Origin of the sequence: Blautia sp. MSJ-19 (assembly GCF_018918125.1) — a bacterium.
GTDB lineage: Bacteria > Bacillota > Clostridia > Lachnospirales > Lachnospiraceae > Blautia_A.
The window spans coordinates 167,320-187,853 of sequence record NZ_JAHLQA010000042.1 but is presented as its reverse complement, the minus strand read 5'-3'; the positions used below and the strand labels follow the sequence as shown (position 1 = coordinate 187,853).

Sequence of the window (20,534 nt, the reverse complement as noted above, 5' to 3'; positions counted from 1 at the left end):
TTTATGCTTCTTCCGGTACATCCTTAATACTGAAACTCATTCTTCCCATCTTGTCTTTGCCAAGGCAGATTACTTTTACCTTGTCACCAAGTGTCAGAACATCTTCTACGCGATTGATTCTGTGATCACTGATCTTGGAAATATGAACCATGCCTTCTTTTCCAGGAGCAAACTCAACAAATGCACCAAACTCTTTAATGCTTACAACAGTACCTTCGAAAATCTGTCCTGCTTCAAAATCCGTTGCAATTGTCTTAATCATTTTCTTCGCTTCATCCATACCATGCTGGTCAACACCACAGATAGATACAGCACCTTCATCTGTAATATCGATCTGAACACCTGTGCGCTCGATGATCGCGTTAATAGTCTTTCCTCTCTGTCCGACTACATCACCGATCTTCTGAGGATCGATCTGAATCTGAACGATCTTCGGAGCATATTTATTTACATGGTCACGCGGAGCAGCGATGCATTTCTCCATAACCTCTGTAAGGATATATTCTCTCGCTTCTTTTGTTCTGCGGATTGCTTCCTCTACGATCTGTCTTGTCAGACCATGGATCTTGATATCCATCTGGATCGCTGTGATACCGTCATGTGTACCTGCAACCTTAAAGTCCATATCGCCAAAGAAGTCCTCAAGTCCCTGGATATCTGTCAGTACGATGTAATCATCATCTGTTGCGCCTGTAACCAGACCACAGGAGATACCTGCAACCGGTTTGCGGATCGGTACGCCTGCTGCCATAAGGGACATGGTAGATGCACAGATACTTGCCTGAGAAGTGGAACCATTGGATTCAAATGTCTCAGATACAGTACGGATCGCATACGGGAACTCTTCTGCTGACGGAAGTACCGGAACAAGAGCTCTCTCTGCCAGTGCACCGTGGCCAATCTCACGACGTCCCGGTCCTCTGGATGGTTTTGTCTCACCTACAGAATAGGACGGGAAGTTGTAGTGATGCATATATCTCTTGGATGTTTCAAACTCATCCAGTCCGTCGATTCTCTGAGCCTCGGAAAGAGGTGCCAGAGTTGTCATTGTGCAGATCTGTGTCTGTCCACGTGTGAACATAGCAGAACCATGAACTCTCGGGATAATATCTACTTCTGCTGCCAGAGGACGGATCTGTGTAATCTGACGGCCATCCGGACGTTTGTGGTCTTTGAGGATCATCTTGCGGACAGTCTTCTTCTGGTACTGATATACTGCTTCTCCGAGAACAGCCAGCCATTCTTCATTGTCAGCAAATGCTTCCTGAAGTCTTGCTGTGATCTCGCGGATGTTTTCTTCTCTTGTCTGTTTGTCGTCTGTGAAGACAGCTTCTTCCATCTCTTCAGACGGAACGATCTTCTTGATTGCCTCGAACAGTTCTTCCGGTACTGCACAGGAAGCATAGAGATGTTTCTCTTTGCCGCACTCTGCTACGATCTTGTCAATAAAGCGGATGATCTCCTGGTTTACATCATGAGCTTTGTAGATTGCTTCGATCATGGTGTCTTCCGGTACTTCGTTTGCGCCGGCTTCGATCATGATAACCTTTTCTCTTGTGGAAGCAACTGTAAGCTGAAGGTCAGAAAGTTCTTTCTGAGCCAGGGACGGGTTGATGACAAATTCGCCATCGATCAGACCTACCTGTGTGGTAGCGCACGGACCGTCAAACGGAATATCGGAAATGCAGGTTGCGATGGAAGAACCAAGCATAGCCGGGATTTCCGGATTGCACTCAGGATCTACAGACATAACCATGTTGACCAGTGTTACGTCATTTCTGTAATCTTTCGGGAACAGAGGACGCATCGGACGGTCGATGACACGGGATGTCAGAATCGCATGCTCACTTGCTTTTCCTTCTCTTTTATTGAAACCTCCCGGGATTTTGCCTACGGCATACATTTTTTCTTCATATTCAACACTCAGAGGAAAGAAATCGATTCCTTCTCTTGGTTCTTTGGATGCTGTTGCTGTGGAAAGTACAGTTGTATCGCCATAATGCATCAGTGCTGCACCATTTGCCTGCTTTGCAACACGACCAATATCTACAGTCAGTGTTCTGCCGGCTAATTCCATAGAATAACTTTTGTACATATGTTTTCTCCTTTAAAATCTGTGTTAGTCTTTACAAACAGAAGCCCGAAACAACTGAAAAATGCACTGCAGACAATGGACTTTTCAGTAGTCTCGGAAATAACTCCTGTTTTTGCATTTAAAAATGGGGCGGATGGTCATCCGCCCCGTCCGCATACTAATTATTTTCTTAAACCTAATTTTTCAATCAGTGCACGGTATCTTTCGATGTCTGTTTTCTTCAGGTATGCCAGAAGTCCACGTCTCTGTCCAACCATCTTCAGCAGACCACGTCTGGAATGATGATCTTTGTGATGTGTCTGTAAATGCTCTGTCAGTTCCTGAATTCTTGCTGTGAGAACTGCAACCTGTACTTCCGGTGAACCTGTGTCACCCTCACATCTTGCATATTCTTTCATGATTGCCTGTTTTTTTTCTTTTGAAATCATTGTGATTTCCTCCTTAAAATATAATAATTAATGAACCGCCACATATTAAGAAACGGTTGGAGATTCCAATCTCTGAATATGGGCTGAATTACACCTCGACTAGTATAGCATAAAACATATGGCATTGTAAACAACTATTTTGAGCCGGACAGAAAATAATCTTTTCCTGTCTCGATGTCTCTGCGGATCTGTGCTTTTAAAGCCTCAAATGAAGCAAACTTCTGTTCCGGGCGGATAAATTTATAAAAATCAACGACACACTTTTCGCCATAAAGATCCCGGTCACAGTCAAAAAGATTTGTCTCTACTCCAAGAAAGCTTTCACCTACCGTCGGTTTGTATCCAACATTCGTAATTCCCGGATAATCTCCATCTGCAAAGTGCGAAACTGTTACATAAACTCCATTTGGCGGCATCAGTTTTGACTTTGGCGGAATGATATTGGTTGTCGGAAAGAAATCCCGGTGTCCCATTCCTCTTCCATGTTCGATCGTTCCTGCCGTAAAAAACGGGTTTCCAAGAAGTTCTGTGATCTTTTCCATATTCCCTTTTTTGAGTTCTTCACGGATGTAGGTACTGCTGACTTTGCGATTGCCTTCCATTTCCTTTGAAATGACAACCGTATCATACGTATATTTTTCTCCGTATCGTTCCAGAAGTTCCGGTGTTCCCTTTCTTTCATAGCCAAAACGAAAATCTTCTCCTACCACCACGCAGGATGCCTGAAGATCCCCCTTGAGAATCTGTCGGATAAAACCATCTGCCTTCATGTGACGGACCTGTTCATTCAGCGGACATTCCAGTAATACATCCACGCCCATCTTTTCCAGCAGCATGCGCCGCTCTGCAGAAGTGAGAATCGTCTGTCTGTCCGAAACAAAAGCCATGACAACTGCCAGTTCTCCATATTCTTTTTTTCTGTCCAGAATCGTCTGAATCAGTTTTCTGTGCCCACGGTGAATCCCGTCGAACTTTCCAAGTGTTACCGCACTCCGGGTAAATTTCGGAAACTGTCCGTCAATTCTTACGTATTCCATATTATGCTGTTACTCCTGATTACAATTGACTATAAAAACATCTTTTGCGGCTGATAACGGTTTTTGTTTTTATCCCACTGATAAATTCCTTTAAACTCGCCTCTGCTGTCGCACATACGCACCCAGCCTTCCTTATCTTCTCCACGGACAAATCTCTCTGCAAGTGCATTCCCGTTCTCCAGAAGCCTGTCACCCTCCCGGGTGCAAAAAATTTCCGGATAATCTTTCAGGACCTGCCCGATACTGATCACCCGGTCTTCAATGGTACCGTTTTTTACCGCATCCTCAACCTGTGCAAGCGTCATGCTGTCCTCCCAGACAAAATTTCCTGATCTGGTACGGAACAATTCCTCCATACAGCCGCCGCATCCAAGCTTTTGTCCAATGTCATGACACAAGGTACGGATATAGGTTCCCTTACTGCAAGTCACAGAGAAACGCACATAGGGAAGATCGATCTCCTGTATCTCAATGTCATAAAAATGAACCTCTCTGGCTTTTCGTTCCACCGTCTTGCCCTCTCTGGCAAGCTCGTAGAGTTTCTTTCCATCTACTTTCAGTGCAGAGTACATCGGCGGAATCTGCTGCTGTTCCCCAAGAAAACTCTCGATCACAGTTTTTACTTTCTCTTCAGAAACAGTGACCGGCTTTTCATTTAAAACCGTTCCTGTCATATCCTGTGTATCTGTTTCCAGTCCCAGATGAAGAAGAGCCTCGTATGTTTTCTGTTTTTCGGTCAGAAGGTCTACCAGTTTGGTCGCTTTGCCAAGGACTACCGGAAGCACGCCTTCTGCTTCCGGATCGAGTGTCCCTGTATGTCCGATCTTTTTCATATGAAGAATGCCGCGAAGTTTTGCCACTACATCAAAAGAAGTATATCCTTTTTCTTTGCGGATATTCAATACGCCATCCATTATGCGTTCTCCTCTTCTGCCAGCTGTTTTTCAATTTCTGCAGTGATATTGTTGATCACATCATACATAGACCCCTGCAGATCACATCCGGCAGCTCTTGTATGACCGCCACCACCAAAAAATACAGCCACTTTACTTACATCCAGTTTTCCATTTGAGCGCAGAGAGACTTTAAAACTCTGTGACTCTGTTTCATAAAGAAAAATAGCTGCTTCCACGCCTCTTGTAAGACGGAGCTGGCTGACGATGCCATCCAGATCTCCTCCTGTCACACCGTAAAAATCCATATCTTTTTTGCGGAGATAACCAATGATGCATGTACCGTTCTGGAGAAGAATGCTTTCTGCAAGAACCCTTCCCATAACCTGATTCTGAATATATGTTTTCTGATAAAAAGACTCATCAATGATCTTGCTGAACGGAATTCCTGTCTTCATCAGTTCACCGGCAATGCGCATGGTCTCCGGCGAAGTCGAAGAATACTGAAATACACCTGTGTCATGGATCATCCCTGTATAAATAGCTGTCGCGATTGGAAGGACGACCTTTTCCGGATCCAGAAGTCCGTATAACACTTCACAGCAGGAACTCACTTCTCCACGGATATGATTCACATCTGCAAATCCCGGATTGCTCACATGATGATCAATGCAGACTGTTTTCTTTGCCTGTTCAAACAGATTATCAGCCAGTGCCAGACGGTCTCTGGCACTGACATCACAGGTAATGAACAGATCAAAGAGTCTTCCTTCATCTGCTTCTGTTTTTATCTCATCTATGGATTCGATATGTCCAAAAATCGGCTTCGGATGATCCAGATAAACAGTTACATCTATTTCCGGAAAATATTTTTTGATGTACAGATACAGTGCCATACAGGAACCGACGCAATCTCCATCCGGGCGGATATGACCGCCGATTCCTATTGTTTTTACACCTTCCAGTACTTCCGCTATATTCTTCATAGACACACCTCTTATTCTTCCTCAGACTTCCCTAAAGAAGCATCTCTTCTGGTAACATCGTCGATCAGTTTTGACATATTTACGCCATATTCGATCGACTCATCCAGGATGAAACGGATCTCCGGTGTATTTCTGAGATTCAGATTCTTTGCCAGCTGTCTTCTGATATATCCTTCTGCCTTGTTGAGACCCTGGATGGTTGCATCCTTGGCCTCTTTGCTGCCAAGGACACTGATAAATGCCTTGCAGGTTTTGAGGTCCGGTGCAACTTCCACAGCCATAACAGAAGTCATTGGATGAATGCGAGGATCTTTGACTTCATTTCTGATGATCGTGCTGAGTTCTTTCTGCACTTCACCATTGATCCTTGTATTCTTAATGCTGTTTTTTCTCATTTATGATTCTCCTATCTAGGTACTTCTACCATGATATAAGCTTCTACTTTATCTTCTTCTTTCAGATCATTGAATCCGTCAAATACAAGACCACACTCATATCCGGCCTTAACTTCTTTGACATCATCTTTAAATCGTTTCAGAGAGCCAAGCTCACCTTCAAAGATCTGCTCACCTTCTCGTGTGATACGAACCTTGCAGTTTCTCTGGAAGATACCATCCAGGACATAACTTCCTGCGATCGTACCGACACCGGATGCTTTGAACAGCTGACGGACTTCTGCATGACCGATGACTTTTTCTTCGAATACCGGATCAAGCATACCCTTCATAGCTGCTTCTACGTCTTCGATCGCCTGATAGATAACTCTGTAGAGACGAAGATCTACGCCTTCCTGGTCTGCAAGCTGTTTTGCCATTGCATCCGGACGAACGTTGAATCCGATGATGATCGCATTGGAAGTTGCAGCAAGGGATACGTCAGATTCATTGACTGCACCAACACCACCATGGATCACGCGGACAACAACTTCCTCGTTGGAAAGTTTGGTAAGACTCTGTTTAACAGCCTCAACAGATCCCTGTACGTCTGCTTTGACGATGATCGGCAGCTCCTTGAGGTCACTTGCCTGGATCTGGTCAAACAGATTATCCAGTGAAAGTTTGCCTTTGGTTTCTTCAAGCAGATGTTTCTTGTTCTCTGTAACGAAGGTAGCTGCAAAGTTCTTGGCTTCCTTATCGCTCGGGAATGCCATCAGGATCTCACCTGCGTTCGGAACATCACTGAGACCAAGGATCTCAACTGGTGTGGATGGTCCTGCTTCTTTGACTCTTCTTCCTCTGTCGTCCATCATGGCACGTACTTTACCGCTGCATGCACCTGCTGCGATGAAATCTCCGACATGGAGAGTACCTTTCTGTACGAGGATCGTAGCAACCGGTCCTTTGCCTTTGTCAAGCTGTGCCTCGATCACAAGACCTCTGGCTGCACGGTTCGGGTTTGCCTTGAGTTCCAGAACTTCTGCGGAAAGAAGGATCATCTCAAGCAGAGTGTCGATTCCTTCTCCTGTGTGCGCGGATACCGGTACGAAGATGGTGCTTCCGCCCCAGTCTTCCGGGATCAGTTCATACTCGGAAAGTTCCTGTTTTACTCTCTCTACGTTTGCACTTGGTTTATCGATCTTGTTGATCGCAACGATGATCTCAACGCCTGCTGCTTTGGCATGGCTGATCGCCTCTACTGTCTGCGGCATGACACCATCATCTGCTGCTACAACGAGAACTGCGATATCTGTGGAGTTTGCACCACGCATACGCATAGCGGTAAATGCTTCATGTCCCGGTGTATCCAGGAATGTAATCTTCTGTCCGTTGATCTCTACAACAGATGCACCGATATGCTGTGTGATTCCACCAGCCTCGCCTCTTGTTACATGGGTATCACGGATCGCATCCAGGAGGGATGTCTTACCATGGTCAACGTGACCCATAACACATACTACAGGCGGTCTGGAAACCATATCTGCTTCGTCTTCTTCCTCTTCTTTGAGGAGTTCGCCGATAACGTCTACTTTTTCTTCCGGCTCTGCAATGATATCGTAGTCCAGAGCGATCTCCTGTGCTTTTTCGAAATCGATCTCATGGTTTACAGTTACCATGGTTCCTTCCATGAAAAGTTTCTTAACGATCACAGACGGCTGCATCTTCATTGCTTCTGCCAGTTCGCGGATGGTCATCTTCTCTGGAAGTGTAATCTCTTTTACTTCTGGTTTCTTCTCTTCCTGTTTCGGCTGAGGAGTTGGTTTCTGGAGAGCCTTCGGGATTCTGGAAAGGTTTCTTCTTCCACCCTGGTTCGGGCGATTGTGTCCTGCACCGGATTTCTCGAAGTCTTTCTTCTTGTTCTTATTCTCTCTGTCACGCTCTCTCTTGCTGTCCTTGGATGTCTTGGTCAGCTCTGGTGTGAATACGGCATCGTTGTCTCTTCTTCCGCCACCGGATCTCTGTCCACCGCGGTTATTTCCGCCGAAGCCTCCTCTGTTGCCGTCTGGTCTTCCGTTGCCGCCCTGCTGTGGTCTTCCCTGACCACCCTGCTGCGGACGTCCGCCCTGTCCTCTCATCGGGCGGCCGTTTCCGTCACCCTGACGTGCCGGACGACCTTCGCCCTGCGGTCTTGCCGGACGGTTTCCGTCACGGTTCGGACGACCCTGTCCGCCGTTTCCATTGCGGTCGGAGAATCTTCTCTCGCCGCCGCGGAAGTCGCGGTTTCCTCTGTTGTCTCCACCACGATTGTCGCGATTGTTGTCTCTTCCGTCACGATTCTGGCGGTTCTGATTTCTGTTGTTATTGTAACCGGACTGTTCCTGTCTCTGCGGTCTTGCCTGAGACTGTGCCGGTGCTGCCTGTCTGTTGTCAGCCGGCCTCTTTGTCTCCTGAGCCTCTGTCTGTGGCTTTTTCGGTGCTTCTGCAGCCGGTTTCTGTGCAGCTGCTTCTGCCGGTTTTACAGTCTGTGTTCTCTGCTGCGGTTTTGCAGCCGGTTTTTTATCTGATGCAGGACGTTTTGGTCTGTTTTTGCCACCGTCACTTGCATTCTGTGCGTGATATACACGAATAATATTTTTTTTCTTTTTGGGAGCCTCTGTCTTCTCTGCTTCCGGTTTGGTTGTTACCATTTTTTCATCTGTTCTGGAATTATCCACCTTGGTAATCTGCTCCTTTCCCCTTTGTGATAAATGTTCTCTTATTCTGGCAGGTTCCTGCTCTCTGCTCTTCGGCACATTGATTCCTCCTTCACGTCAATGACTCCGGATCTTGTTTCGGTTACTGTTCCTTCTCCAGTTCCTTGATCATTGCTTTCGCAAAGTTTTCATCCTGTACCGCCAGACTGGCACGAAATTCCTTGCCACAGAATTTTCCCAGTTCCTCTTTATCCGCGAGGAAATATACCGGTACTTCGTAAAATTCACACATGTTACGGAATTTTTTTCTGGTGTTCTCGGATGCATCTGCTGCAACCAGTACCAGAAAACCTTTTCCTGTCTTCACAGATTTCTCTGTGGAGAATTCTCCACTGGCAACTTTGCCTGCTTTCGTGGCAAGTCCCAGCAGCGATAAAACTTTATTGTTGTTTTTCAATATTGTTTAACTCCTTTTTCAGGTCCTCATAGACCTCATCCGGTATCGCAGTCTTCAGTGACCGTTCCAGACCCCGGGTCTTTACGGCTTTTTCCAGGCATTCCTGAGAGAGACATACATAGGCGCCTCGCCCGTTCTTTCTGCCCGTTGCATCAAGCACGATCTCATTTTCCGGTGTCTTCAGTACACGGATCATTTCTTTTTTGCTTTTCATTTCTCTGCAGCCGGTACACTGGCGCAGAGGTGTTTTATTTTTTGCTTTCATAAATTATTCTTCTGTCAGATCATCTGCAAAGATTTCTTCTGTCTCTGCTTCTTCGGTAATTTCTTCTGACTCTGCTGCATCAGAATCTTCGCTTTCCTCTTCGTCGTAGTACTCATCTTCTTCATCATAATCATAGAGATCACCGGATTCTCTTGCCTGTGTCTCACTCTTGATGTCGATCTTGAAGCCCGTCAGACGTGCTGCCAGACGTGCATTCTGTCCTTCTTTACCGATTGCAAGAGAAAGCTGATAATCCGGAACAACGACCAGAGCAGTCTTTTCATCCGGATCAGCCATAACTGCAATGACCTTTGCAGGACTCAGTGCATTTTCGATCAGGATTGCCGGATTTTCATCCCAGTTGATAATGTCGATCTTCTCACCGCGAAGTTCTTCTACGATAGAGTTAACTCTTGCACCGTTCATACCAACACATGCTCCAACCGGATCTACATCCGGATCATTGCTCCATACAGCGATCTTTGTACGGGAGCCTGCTTCTCTGGCAATACTCTTGATCTCAACAGTTCCATCCTTTACTTCTGCCACTTCTGATTCAAAGAGACGTTTTACAAGTCCCGGATGTGTTCTGGAAAGAAGGATACGTGGTCCCTTCGGTGTGTCTTTTACCTCAAGGATATAAACCTTAATTCTTTCTGTTGGCTCAAATTCCTCACCCTTGACCTGTTCATTCTCGCTGAGGATACCATCTGCCTTACCAAGATTTATACTGACATTTTTGCCCATCACACGCTGTACGATACCTGTGACAACTTCTTTTTCCATTCCATAATACTGATCATAAAGAACTTTGCGCTCTTCTTCGCGGATTTTCTGAAGGATCACGTTTTTCGCATTCTGTGTTGCAATACGTCCGAATTCTTTGGAATGGATCTCAACTTTGATCATATCCCCGATTTCTGCATTGGTGTTGATCTTCTGCGCATCTACCAGAGATATCTCCATTGCAGGATCATCTACAAATTCTGTCACTTCACGTTCTGCATAAACACTGAAATCACATGTTTCCGGATTAATGGTCACATGCACGTTATCCGCTTTACCAAAATGGTTCTTGCAAGCCTGGATCAGAGACTGTTCAATCGCACCCAGCAAGGTATCCTTGCTGATATTTTTTTCTTTCTCCAGAATATCCAGAGCTTCCATTAACTCTTTGTTCATTTTTGTTATTTCCTCCTCATTTTATCAAAGCCTATTTGAAACATCGTATTTAAAACTCAATTGCCAGACGAATCAGGGCAATGTCTTTTTTATCAAATGTGCGTAAGGAACCGTCCTCATCAATCGTTACTGTACTGTCATCATACGCATTTAAGACTCCGCAGAATTCTTTCTGCTTCTCGATCGGACGATAGGTACGGATCTCAACCAGTTTTCCCATGCTTCTGATAAAATCCTTTTCCTTTTTCAGTGGTCTGTCAAGACCCGGTGAACTGATCTCCATGATGTAACTGTCTTCAATAAAATCATTTTCATCCAGCTTGTCGCTGAATGCTCTGCTGACTGCTTCACAGTCGTTTACGGTGATTCCCTCCGGTTTGTCGATATATCCACGAAGATACCAGTTTCCTGCTTCTTTTACATATTCCACATCTACCAGTTCAAAACCATGTTCCTCAACGATCGGTGTCAGCAATGCTTCTGCCTTCTGTTCGTATTCATCCCGTCTGCTCATTTTTCCACCTGCCTTTCGCACATACGGAGCATCTCGCAAAAAGAGTGGACCGAAGTCCACTCTCTTGTTGTCCGTTATCATGTTATTCTTATTCTAGCACCATATAATGGGAAAAGCAAGGTTTTTTTTATATCCTCGGCTTTACACCCTTTGTATCACGTTTTGCAAGCCGTACTTTATTCAGTGCATATTCCCTGTCATGATAAGAAATCGTATACTCCTGATGTGCCGCCAGAAGATATGCATTCTCCAGGTAATCTCCGTCTGCAAGTTTCATGCCATGCACCCCAAGCGCGGTCTTCTTCATCGTTGAAATTTCCTGTGTCAGGAAACGCAGGAAACACCCGTTATGGCTCTGCAGCACAACCTGCTCCATTTCAGAAGCACTGCCAATAAAAATCAGCTCATCTTCCTCTGCCAGTTTTGTAGATGCGATCGTTCGTTTGGCAACATCAAACTCCGCACCTTCGACCAGTTTGCACATGGAAGACTTTGTTACAAACAGCAGTCTGTCCGTGCGAAGCCGTCCGACCGGAGCCACATAGAGCATACGCTCCTGCGCACTGTCATAATTGCTCAGATTGTCCACCGGTGTTCCCTTGTCACGGAATCTTCCAAGCGGAATGTCCACTGCCTTGATCGTATGCACCTTGCCTGTATCTGTAAAGATGCAGATCTTATCTGTATTCATACAGTTAAAGACATATTTACTCTCATTATGGATGGCTTCTTTGTTACGCTCATAAGCATTCTTGTCGATCAGCTTCATATAACCGAAACGATCCATCAGGAAGCAGACCTCCATCTCTTCCATCTTCTTCTCTTCATAAACTGCCTCTTCTGCATTCTCGATCGCAGTGCGACGTTTTCTTCCATATTCTTTCTTGATGGCATCCAGATCTTTCATAATTACGGCTGCCATAGAATCATAGTTATCCAGAATGTCTTTATAAAGAGCGATATTCTTCATCGTCTCTTCATGTTCTGCCTGTAGTGCTTCAATTTCCAGGCCGATCAGTTTATACAGACGCATATCCAGGATCGCATTGGCCTGTCTCTCTGTGAACAGAAGTTTTGCTGCTGCTTTCTCGCTGGCTTTTGATTTGAATTTAATGCCCTCTGTAACACCTTCTACCAGACATTTCTTAACCTGTTCCCGATTCTTGCTGCCACGAAGGATCTCAATGATCAGGTCAATCACGTCACAGGCCTTGATCAGTCCCTCCTGAACTTCCTGTTTTTCCAGTTCTTTATCCAGAAGTGTATGATACTTACGTGTGGTGATCTCAAAAACAAAATCCACATGATACTCTATGATCTGTTTGAGGCTGAGCGTTTCCGGTCTGCCATCTGCAACTGCCAGCATGTTCACACCAAACGTATCCTCCAGACGCGTTTTCTTGTACAGCATGTTTGTCAGATTTTCCACATCGGTATCTTTTTTCAGTTCCAGTACAATGCGGATTCCCTCTTTGGAAGACTGGTTGGAAATATCTACAATGTCTGTAGTCTTTTTTGTTTCTACCAGAGATGCCACGTCATTCAGGAACTTGCCAATATTGGCTCCGAGCATCGTATACGGAATCTCCGTGATGATCAGCTGTTTCCTGCCGCCTTTGAGTTTCTCTACTTCTACTTTGCCTCTCAGACGGATTTTTCCGCTTCCTGTCTCATAAATCTTGTGAAGGTCATCCTTATTGACCACAATACCACCTGTCGGAAAATCCGGTCCTTTGATGTAACGCATCAGTCCGCGGATACTGATCGTATTGTCTTTCATATATGCTTTAACCGCATCAATGACTTCGCCAAGATTATGCGGAGGGATGCTTGTCGCCATACCAACCGCAATACCATCCGCCCCGTTCACGAGGATATTGGGGATACGCACCGGAAGCACAGACGGTTCTTTCTCTGTTTCATCGAAATTCGGTACAAAGTCTACTACATTTTTGTCAAGGTCACTTAAAAATACTTCCTGTGTCAGCTTCTCCAGACGTGCTTCTGTATAACGCATCGCAGCCGCGCCATCACCTTCGATCGAGCCAAAGTTTCCATGTCCATCCACCAGGGTTCTGCCTTTTTTGAAATCCTGTGCCATGACGACAAGTGCATCATAGATTGAACTGTCGCCATGCGGATGATATTTACCCATGGTATCTCCGACAATACGTGCGCATTTACGATACGGACGGTCATATCGGATTCCCAGTTCATACATATCGTACAGAGTTCTCCTCTGTACCGGTTTCAGTCCGTCACGTACATCCGGAAGGGCTCGGGAAATAATTACACTCATCGCATAATCAATATATGACTTCTGCATGATCTCCGAATAATCGGTACGAATTACATTTTCCTGTTTTGTTTCCATATCTTATCCCACCTTATACATCAAGTTCTGCATCCGCTGCATGTTCGTAGATAAATGCCTTCCGAGGAGGCACCTCACTGCCCATCAGAACCTCCGTTACACTGGATGCGAGACGTGCATCTTCGATCTCTACACGTTTCATTCTTCGTGTCTCCGGATTCAGTGTTGTCTCCCACAGCTGCTCTGCATCCATTTCACCAAGACCTTTGTATCTCTGCAGGGTAAAGCTTCCCGGCTTGTGTGTCTTACGGTATTTCTCAAGAGCCTTATCATCATACAGATATTCTTCCGGGCCTTTCTTTGGCATCGCCTTATAAAGAGGCGGCATGGCAATATATACATGTCCCTCGTAGATCAGCTCCGGCATAAAGCGATAGAACAGTGTCAGAAGCAACGTCGAAATATGAGCCCCATCGACATCGGCATCGGCCATGATCACGATCTTGTCATAGCGAAGCTTACTGATATCAAAATCATTTCCGTATCCTTCTGAAAATCCGCATCCGAATGCGTTGATCATAGTCTTGATCTCGGCATTGGCAAGCACCTTGTCGATCGTTGCCTTCTCAACATTCAGGATCTTACCACGGATTGGAAGGATTGCCTGATAGTTACGATTTCGGGCTGTCTTGGCAGATCCTCCCGCAGAATCACCCTCTACAATAAAGATTTCACACTGTGAAGGATCTTTTTTCTCACAGTTGGCAAGCTTGCCATTGGAATCGAAAGAGTATTTCTGTTTTGTCAGAAGATTTGTCTTGGCTCTCTCTTCAGTCTTACGGATCTTTGCTGCCTTTTCTGCGCAGGAAAGAATTGTCTTAAGCGTTTCCAGATTACGGTCAAAATAGAGCACCAGCTGTTCGCCCAGTACTTTACCGGTCGCCTTGGCCGCATCCTGGTTGTCCAGTTTCGTCTTGGTCTGTCCTTCAAAACGAGGTGCCGGGTGCTTGATGGAAACAACCGCCGTCATTCCGTTGCGGATATCTGCACCGGTAAAATTCGGATCCTTGTCTTTCAGGATTCCGATTTCTCTGGCATAGGTATTCATAACCGTCGTAAAAGTTGTCTTAAATCCGGTCAGATGAGTACCACCTTCTGCATTATAAATGTTGTTGCAGAAGCCAAGAACATTTTCGCGGAATTCATTGGTATACTGAAAAGCGACCTCTACCTGAATGCCGTCTGCCTCGCCTTTGAGATAGACCGGTTCATGAAGTGCCTCTGTGCTGTGGTTCATATCTCGGATATATCCCACAATACCATCCGGTTCATGATACTCTTCCTTTACCGGCTCCGTTCCGCGCAAATCTTCAAAAATGATCGTCAGCTCCGGATTCAGATAAGCCGTCTCATGAAGACGACTCTTGACATCCGTCGCAGAAAAGCGAGTCTTTTCAAAGATTTCCGGATCTGGAAGGAAATTGATGCAGGTTCCTGTCTCTTTTGTCCTGCCAAGCTTCGGAAGAAGTCCGTCCTCAAGTTCCAGGGTCGGAACACCCTGTTCATAATGGTCATGATGCACATAACCGTCACGACTTACCTTGATATCCAGATAAGTGGAAAGCGCATTGACAACTGAAGAACCAACACCATGAAGACCACCGCTTGTCTTATACGCAGAATTATCAAACTTACCACCTGCATGAAGCGTAGTAAATACCAGACGTTCTGCAGACATTCCTTTTTCATGCATATCTACCGGGATTCCTCGTCCGTTGTCTGTTACTGTACAGGATCCGTCTTTTTCCAGTACTACGTGTATCTGGCTGCAGTAACCCGCCAGATGTTCATCCACCGCATTATCCACGATCTCGTAGATCAGATGATTCAATCCTTTCCGCGATACACTTCCGATATACATACCCGGTCGTTTGCGGACGGCTTCAAGTCCTTCCAAAACAGATATACTCCCAGCATCGTAGGTTTCCTTTTTTGCCATCGATCTATTTTCCTTTCTTATCTTATTTTTTATTTAAATCTCTGTTACTCAAACATTTGTTCTTTATCATACATGATTTTTCCCGAAAAAGTCAAATACTATCTTCCGGATCTACTTTCTCTCCATTCAGGGCAAAAAAATAACCCGAACCTTCCGTTCGGGTCATCTTATCGTTTATTTGGAGCAGCCAGTACGGGAATCGAACCCGTGTTTTCGCCGTGAGAGGGCGACGTCTTAACCCCTTGACCAACTGGCCTTGCGTCAACCGACTCACTTAGTATATATCAGCTTGTCGGAAAATGCAAGCCTTTTTTTCAATTTTTTTAAAAAATTTTTTAAAGGCAGTTTTTTCGCCATTTTTCAGCCAAGATCGATCTTCAGATCACCTGGTTTTATCAGGCCTTTTGCGCGAAAGATCTTGCCGATCACCCAGGTGATCAGAAGTGGCAGCACGAAACAGATCAGTATCATTCCAATCCATTCAAAGGCGCCTGTCTGATACCCTTCCGGCATCTGTGCCCACCCGGTCACAACCCCGATCGGGCCTACCAGACCGGAAGTACCCATCCCGGAAGAAATCGCCGGTCCATTATTTCTCATATGGAACACACAGGTTGCGATCGGTCCGGTGATTGCAGATGTGATCACCGGTGGCAGCCACAGAACCGGTTTCTTCATAAGATTTGGAACCTGCAGCATAGATGTGCCAAGCCCCTGCGCCACAAATCCGCCAATTCCGTTATCCGGAAAACTTAAGATTGCAAAGCCAAGCATATGCGCACAGCATCCTGCTGTTGCTGCCCCGCCTGCAAGTGCCAGACCATTCCAGATCTCCATAGTCACGCTGCCGTCAGCAAGGCCCGCAAGCACTGCTCCGCCACTGATCCCGACAGCCGCACAGATTGCAGCAGAACTGATCGGAAGTGTCAACACGATTCCGACAACTAGAGAAATGATCATTCCCATCCAGAATGGCCGCAGGTCCGTCGCCCATCCGATAAAAGCTCCAAGTGCATCACAGATATTCTTGCAGACCGGAGCCAGCAGCATGGCAAGAACTACACCAACAATAACCGTCACTGCCGGTGTCACGATAATGTCAATCTTTGTCTCCTTTGAAACCAGTTTCCCGATCTCGCAGGTAATGACCGCAACAAAAAACACAGCCAGCGGTCCGCCGGAGCCGCCGATCGCATTGCAGGCAGCCCCGACTGCACATAGTGAGTACATGACCAGAGGCGGTGCCTGCAGAGCATAGCCGATTGCCAGTGCCATCGCCGCACCGGTCACGCTGGTCGCATAACCGCCGATCTCCAACAGCTTTTCTGAAACAAAACTACCCGGGCAGACATTCTGTCCGATGGTATTGATGATCGTACCGATCAGAAGAGACGCAAAAAGTCCAAGTGCCATGGATCCCATTGCATCAATGCCATATCTTTTGAAGGATATGATCACATTCTTTCTTTTCAGAAAGCTCTCTTTTTCGTTATTCATTTTTCTCTTTCCTCTCTTTTTCTCTCCGTCTTGTTCTGAATCTCAGTCTTCCTGCAATCTGGTCAGATCAGTCCTCCGGATCTGCCACAGGCTCTGCCGGAATAAAGACGCGAGAATGTTTTTTCTCTTCATTTTTCTGCTTTTTGGCCCTTTTCTGTGCCTCTGCGCAGAATTCCATCTGAGAATTCACAAGAGCTTTGCCTCTCTTATCCTGCTTCTCGTAAGTGCCATCCGGCTGCAGAAGATGTGCTTTTACATTATCACGGAATTCCAGGTCCAGCACATGCATGATCTCTTTTTTGATCTGCTCATCTTCCACCGGGAATACAATTTCTACCCGGCGGTCAAGATTTCGCGGCATCCAGTCTGCACTTCCCATATAAATCTCATCAATTCCATCATTTTTGAAATAGAAAATACGACTGTGCTCCAGAAATTCTCCAACGATCGAACGTACATGAATATTTTCACTGATACCCGGAATGCCGGTTCTCAGGCAGCAGATGCCGCGGACAAGCAGATTGATCTGCACACCACAGGAGGAAGCATAATAAAGTGCCGCAATGATCGCAGGGTCACACAGCGAATTCATCTTTGCCGTAATCTCTGCCGGTTTTCCCTGTTTTGCATTCTCTGCTTCTCTCTCAATCATCTGCAGAAAACGATTTTTCATCCAGATCGGTGCAACGATCAGACGATTCCATTTCTTCGGTTCAGAATAACCGGAAAGCATGTTAAATACAGCAGTCGCATCCTCGCCAAAGCGTTCATCACAGGTAAAGATGCCACAATCCGTATACAGTTTCGCTGTAGAATCATTGTAGTTTCCGGTTGCCAGATGCACATACCTGCGGATACCGGTCTCTTCACGGCGAACGACCAGTGTGATCTTGCTGTGAGTTTTCAGACCTACCAGGCCATAAATAACATGACAGCCGGCTTTTTCCAGCATCTTCGCCCATACAATGTTGTTTTCCTCATCAAATCTCGCTTTCAGCTCAACCAGAACTGATACCTGTTTTCCATTTTCTGCAGCCTGTGCAAGTGCCGCAATGATCGGAGAATGTCCGCTGACACGATACAGAGTCTGTTTGATTGCAAGGACACCCGGATCCTTTGCTGCCTGACGCACAAAATCCACAACCGGATCAAAACTCATATATGGATGATGCAGGAATACATCTCCCTCCCGTATCACCTGGAAAATGTCCTTGTCATTCTGGAACTGCGGTACCGGAGCCGGTGTATATTTCGGACTCTTATATTCATCAAAGCCCTCCAGCCCATACACTTTCATCAGCATAGTCAGATCCAGAGGTCCCTGAATGCTGTAAATGTCAGCGTCTTTGATCTCAAATTCTTCTTTGAGGATATCCAGAAGTCGTTTATCCATTTTTTCCTCTGCTTCCAGACGGATAACTTCACCCCACTGACGTTTCTTGAGCTGTTTCTGAATCTCAACCAGAAGATCCTCTGCCTCATCTTCGTCAATCGTCAGGTCAGCATTTCTCATGATTCTGTATGGGTGTGCACATACTACATCATTACTTAAAAACAGTTTGCCGATGTTTCGTTCGATAATCTCTTCCAGAAGGATCACCGTTCTCTCACCCTTTTTGGCAGACGGGATCTCTACGATCCTCGGAAGGACAGATGGAACCTGCACTGTCGCAAATTCCAGTTCTTTTGTATGTTTTTTATTGTTTTTCTTGGCAATCAAAGCACCAATGTTCAGTGTCTTATTTCTGATCAGTGGAAATGGTCTGGAAGAATCCATCGCCATAGGAGTCAGTACCGGATATACGTTGTCTTCAAAATAACGGTCTACAAACTCTGCCTGCTTTTCACTCAGATTCTCATGTTCTGCCACCAGATGCAGTCCTACCTTTTCCAGTGCCGGAAGAACCGAACGGTTAAACGTACTGTACTGTACACGCACCAGATCATGTGTCTGTTTGCTTATCTCTTTTAGCTGTTCCTCAGACGACATGCCTGCAATATCTTTTTTCTTATATCCGGCATGCACCTGATCCTTCAGAGATGCCACTCGAACCATGAAGAACTCATCCAGATTGGAAGATGTGATACTCAAAAACTTCAGTCGTTCAAATAATGGCAGACTTTTGTCCCGTGCTTCACTCAGAACACGCTCGTCAAATTTCAGCCAGCTCAGTTCTCGGTTTACATAGTATTCCGGTTTTTCATATTTGCTAAGATCCATGATTTTCCTCCTCACCCGCTTACACTCTGCGTTTGCGTTTCAATACAAGACGAATTCCAAAAACTTCTTCAAAAAACTGCACTTTATCACGAAGCAGCCCCAGTTCCAGTGAAATATCCCGGCTGGAATCAATGATCATCTGCAGTTCTCGGTCTTTCAGTACCACTCTCAGAGCTTCTACCTTCTGATAATGGCTGCGGTCCATTGCATTTGCAAGGCGAAGGATCGCAGTCAGTTTTGCCACCAGAAGATAGCGCTCCCTGTCGATTCCCGGACCATCGGCATAGTTTCCATAGTAGACAAACTCTGTTGTATTATATCTGACAGCGCTGGCAATGATCTTACGTTCTTCTGTTGAAAGCCCGATGATCTCAGTTGCCATAATGATCCGGTAGGAACACTCTGCCACATCTGCCATGCTGATATACTTTCCGCAGTCGTGAAGCTGTACTGCGATCTGCAGAAGTAGACGTTCCCTCGCCCCCATTCCATGAACTCTTTTCATGCTGTCAAAGATCGTCAGTGCAATATCCGTCGTTCCTTTAATATGATCTTTTCCTGTAGAATATCTTTTTGCTATGTTTCTGGATGCTACCAGAATGTCATTTTCAAAATTATGGACACTTTTGATGAATTTTTTCTTTTCACCGTAATCATATGCAATTCCATCCAGCAGCGATACTCCAGGCGCCCATACGGACTCTGCCTGGAATATCTCCAGAAAGCTCTTGCAGATAACCATCGTCGGAATGACCAGAGACGCATATTCCGGGTCAATATCCATCTCCTCGGCAAGTGCCTGTTCCGTCTTGTAGATAGTCTTTTCGTAACGTTTCGTGAATTCATCACTGGTTATGATATGGTCTTCCAGCTCTTCACGAAAGATTGTATCTGTCAGGAAATCTCCCATCAGAATCACATTCCTGATGTCTCGGTCTTTGAGATACAGCCTCTGAAAAGCCGTCAGATCATTTCGAATAAATTCTTTGATCAGCTCATCATAATGTGTCGTTGTTTTTTCCAGCTCTTTCAGCCTTTCACGGATGCGCATACTTCCCATTTTGAAGCTCTGTGTCGTTACCAGCGCATCTTTGTCAAACAGAGAAACCTGCAGGTTTCCTCCACCCACATCCAGGATCGCTGTCCCCTTCTGAATGATTTTCTTGAAACCTGATTCAATTGCCGCAATAGACTTATATCCCAGGAAATGCTGTTCTGCATTACTTAAGATCTCGATCCGGATTCCTGTCCGCTGATAGATCTGTTCCTGCACGATCACCGGATTGACGATCTCTCGAAATGCACTTGTTGCGCATGCACGATAATCAGAGACCCCAAACTCCTTCATCATGCCGCTGAAATCTTTCAGAATAACACAGATCTCATCTACCATCTCCGGTTCCAGACGTCCCTTAGAATATGCTCCTTTGCCAATCTCCAGACGATATCTGACATCATTCAGTTCCCGAAACCCTATTTTCTTTGAGAATTCAAAAATCTTCATGCTGATCTCATAGGAACCTATGTCAATCGCCGCAAAAGTTGTTGCTGCCATACCCCAAACTCCTTCCCATTT

16 protein-coding genes and 1 tRNA gene are annotated in these 20,534 nt (G+C 45.6%); all 17 read right to left on the bottom strand.

Annotated features, from left to right (window positions below):
* Position 1: 1 nt before the first annotated feature.
* Positions 2 to 2,095, bottom strand: coding sequence for a polyribonucleotide nucleotidyltransferase (locus KQI91_RS14660; RefSeq protein ID WP_216393497.1), 2,094 nt, complete (start codon positions 2,093 to 2,095; stop codon positions 2 to 4).
* 161 nt (positions 2,096 to 2,256) lie between these two features.
* Positions 2,257 to 2,523, bottom strand: a complete 267-nt coding sequence (gene rpsO / locus KQI91_RS14655; protein ID WP_015542977.1) for a 30S ribosomal protein S15 — start codon at positions 2,521 to 2,523, stop codon at positions 2,257 to 2,259.
* A gap of 134 nt (positions 2,524 to 2,657) precedes the next feature.
* A complete protein-coding gene (locus KQI91_RS14650) occupies positions 2,658 to 3,560 on the bottom strand; it encodes a bifunctional riboflavin kinase/FAD synthetase (protein WP_216393496.1) in 903 nt (300 codons plus the stop codon).
* Positions 3,561 to 3,589: 29 nt separating this feature from the next.
* Positions 3,590 to 4,474 carry a tRNA pseudouridine(55) synthase TruB gene (gene truB / locus KQI91_RS14645; RefSeq protein WP_216393495.1) on the bottom strand — a complete coding sequence of 295 codons (885 nt, stop codon included), beginning with the start codon at positions 4,472 to 4,474 and terminating at the stop codon, positions 3,590 to 3,592.
* Entirely contained in the window at positions 4,474 to 5,439 is a 966-nt protein-coding gene (locus tag KQI91_RS14640; protein WP_216393494.1) for a DHH family phosphoesterase, read from the bottom strand. The genes truB and KQI91_RS14640 overlap by 1 nt, the downstream gene beginning before the upstream one ends.
* A gap of 11 nt (positions 5,440 to 5,450) precedes the next feature.
* Complete coding sequence (gene rbfA / locus KQI91_RS14635) at positions 5,451 to 5,834, bottom strand: 30S ribosome-binding factor RbfA (protein WP_216393493.1); 384 nt, start codon at positions 5,832 to 5,834, stop codon at positions 5,451 to 5,453.
* Positions 5,835 to 5,845: 11 nt separating this feature from the next.
* Entirely contained in the window at positions 5,846 to 8,503 is a 2,658-nt protein-coding gene (gene infB, locus KQI91_RS14630) for a translation initiation factor IF-2 (RefSeq protein WP_216393516.1), read from the bottom strand.
* A 148-nt stretch (positions 8,504 to 8,651) separates the two neighbouring features.
* On the bottom strand, positions 8,652 to 8,966 hold the full coding sequence (locus tag KQI91_RS14625) for a L7Ae/L30e/S12e/Gadd45 family ribosomal protein (protein ID WP_216393492.1): 315 nt from the start codon (positions 8,964 to 8,966) through the stop codon (positions 8,652 to 8,654).
* Positions 8,950 to 9,231: an RNase P modulator RnpM gene (gene rnpM / locus KQI91_RS14620; protein WP_216393491.1), complete on the bottom strand. Its 282-nt coding sequence runs from the start codon at positions 9,229 to 9,231 to the stop codon at positions 8,950 to 8,952. Before rnpM ends, KQI91_RS14625 begins: the two co-directional genes overlap by 17 nt.
* Positions 9,232 to 9,234: 3 nt before the next feature.
* The gene (nusA, locus tag KQI91_RS14615; RefSeq protein ID WP_216393490.1) at positions 9,235 to 10,413 is read right to left on the bottom strand and encodes a transcription termination factor NusA; all 1,179 of its coding nucleotides are present in this window, start codon (positions 10,411 to 10,413) and stop codon (positions 9,235 to 9,237) included.
* A 49-nt stretch (positions 10,414 to 10,462) separates the two neighbouring features.
* Complete coding sequence (rimP, locus tag KQI91_RS14610; protein ID WP_216393489.1) at positions 10,463 to 10,927, bottom strand: ribosome maturation factor RimP; 465 nt, start codon at positions 10,925 to 10,927, stop codon at positions 10,463 to 10,465.
* A 127-nt stretch (positions 10,928 to 11,054) separates the two neighbouring features.
* Complete coding sequence (locus KQI91_RS14605; protein WP_216393488.1) at positions 11,055 to 13,301, bottom strand: DNA gyrase/topoisomerase IV subunit A; 2,247 nt, start codon at positions 13,299 to 13,301, stop codon at positions 11,055 to 11,057.
* Positions 13,302 to 13,314: 13 nt separating this feature from the next.
* A complete protein-coding gene (locus KQI91_RS14600) occupies positions 13,315 to 15,240 on the bottom strand; it encodes a DNA gyrase/topoisomerase IV subunit B (RefSeq protein ID WP_216393487.1) in 1,926 nt (641 codons plus the stop codon).
* 184 nt (positions 15,241 to 15,424) lie between these two features.
* A tRNA-Glu gene (locus KQI91_RS14595) sits at positions 15,425 to 15,496 on the bottom strand.
* 104 nt (positions 15,497 to 15,600) lie between these two features.
* Positions 15,601 to 16,737, bottom strand: a complete 1,137-nt coding sequence (locus tag KQI91_RS14590; RefSeq protein ID WP_216393486.1) for a PTS transporter subunit IIC — start codon at positions 16,735 to 16,737, stop codon at positions 15,601 to 15,603.
* Positions 16,738 to 16,804: 67 nt separating this feature from the next.
* Positions 16,805 to 18,958 carry an RNA degradosome polyphosphate kinase gene (locus tag KQI91_RS14585; RefSeq protein ID WP_216393485.1) on the bottom strand — a complete coding sequence of 718 codons (2,154 nt, stop codon included), beginning with the start codon at positions 18,956 to 18,958 and terminating at the stop codon, positions 16,805 to 16,807.
* Positions 18,959 to 18,977: 19 nt separating this feature from the next.
* Positions 18,978 to 20,513, bottom strand: a complete 1,536-nt coding sequence (locus KQI91_RS14580) for a Ppx/GppA phosphatase family protein (protein ID WP_216393484.1) — start codon at positions 20,511 to 20,513, stop codon at positions 18,978 to 18,980.
* Between the last annotated feature and the right edge of the window lie 21 nt (positions 20,514 to 20,534).

Excerpts from the sequence above, each read along its gene's own strand:
- KQI91_RS14640 (WP_216393494.1), bottom strand. The coding sequence starts at position 5,439 with ATGAAGAATATAGCGGAAGTACTGGAAGGTGTAAAAACAATAGGAATC.
- truB (WP_216393495.1), bottom strand. The coding sequence starts at position 4,474 with ATGGATGGCGTATTGAATATCCGCAAAGAAAAAGGATATACTTCTTTT.
- KQI91_RS14605 (WP_216393488.1), bottom strand. The coding sequence starts at position 13,301 with ATGGAAACAAAACAGGAAAATGTAATTCGTACCGATTATTCGGAGATC.
- KQI91_RS14650 (WP_216393496.1), bottom strand. The coding sequence starts at position 3,560 with ATGGAATACGTAAGAATTGACGGACAGTTTCCGAAATTTACCCGGAGT.
- rnpM (WP_216393491.1), bottom strand. The coding sequence starts at position 9,231 with ATGAAAGCAAAAAATAAAACACCTCTGCGCCAGTGTACCGGCTGCAGA.
- nusA (WP_216393490.1), bottom strand. The coding sequence starts at position 10,413 with ATGAACAAAGAGTTAATGGAAGCTCTGGATATTCTGGAGAAAGAAAAA.
- infB (WP_216393516.1), bottom strand. The coding sequence starts at position 8,503 with ATGGTAACAACCAAACCGGAAGCAGAGAAGACAGAGGCTCCCAAAAAG.
- rimP (WP_216393489.1), bottom strand. The coding sequence starts at position 10,927 with ATGAGCAGACGGGATGAATACGAACAGAAGGCAGAAGCATTGCTGACA.
- KQI91_RS14600 (WP_216393487.1), bottom strand. The coding sequence starts at position 15,240 with ATGGCAAAAAAGGAAACCTACGATGCTGGGAGTATATCTGTTTTGGAA.
- KQI91_RS14590 (WP_216393486.1), bottom strand. The coding sequence starts at position 16,737 with ATGAATAACGAAAAAGAGAGCTTTCTGAAAAGAAAGAATGTGATCATA.
- KQI91_RS14580 (WP_216393484.1), bottom strand. The coding sequence starts at position 20,513 with ATGGCAGCAACAACTTTTGCGGCGATTGACATAGGTTCCTATGAGATC.
- rpsO (WP_015542977.1), bottom strand. The coding sequence starts at position 2,523 with ATGATTTCAAAAGAAAAAAAACAGGCAATCATGAAAGAATATGCAAGA.
- KQI91_RS14660 (WP_216393497.1), bottom strand. The coding sequence starts at position 2,095 with ATGTACAAAAGTTATTCTATGGAATTAGCCGGCAGAACACTGACTGTA.
- KQI91_RS14585 (WP_216393485.1), bottom strand. The coding sequence starts at position 18,958 with ATGGATCTTAGCAAATATGAAAAACCGGAATACTATGTAAACCGAGAA.
- rbfA (WP_216393493.1), bottom strand. The coding sequence starts at position 5,834 with ATGAGAAAAAACAGCATTAAGAATACAAGGATCAATGGTGAAGTGCAG.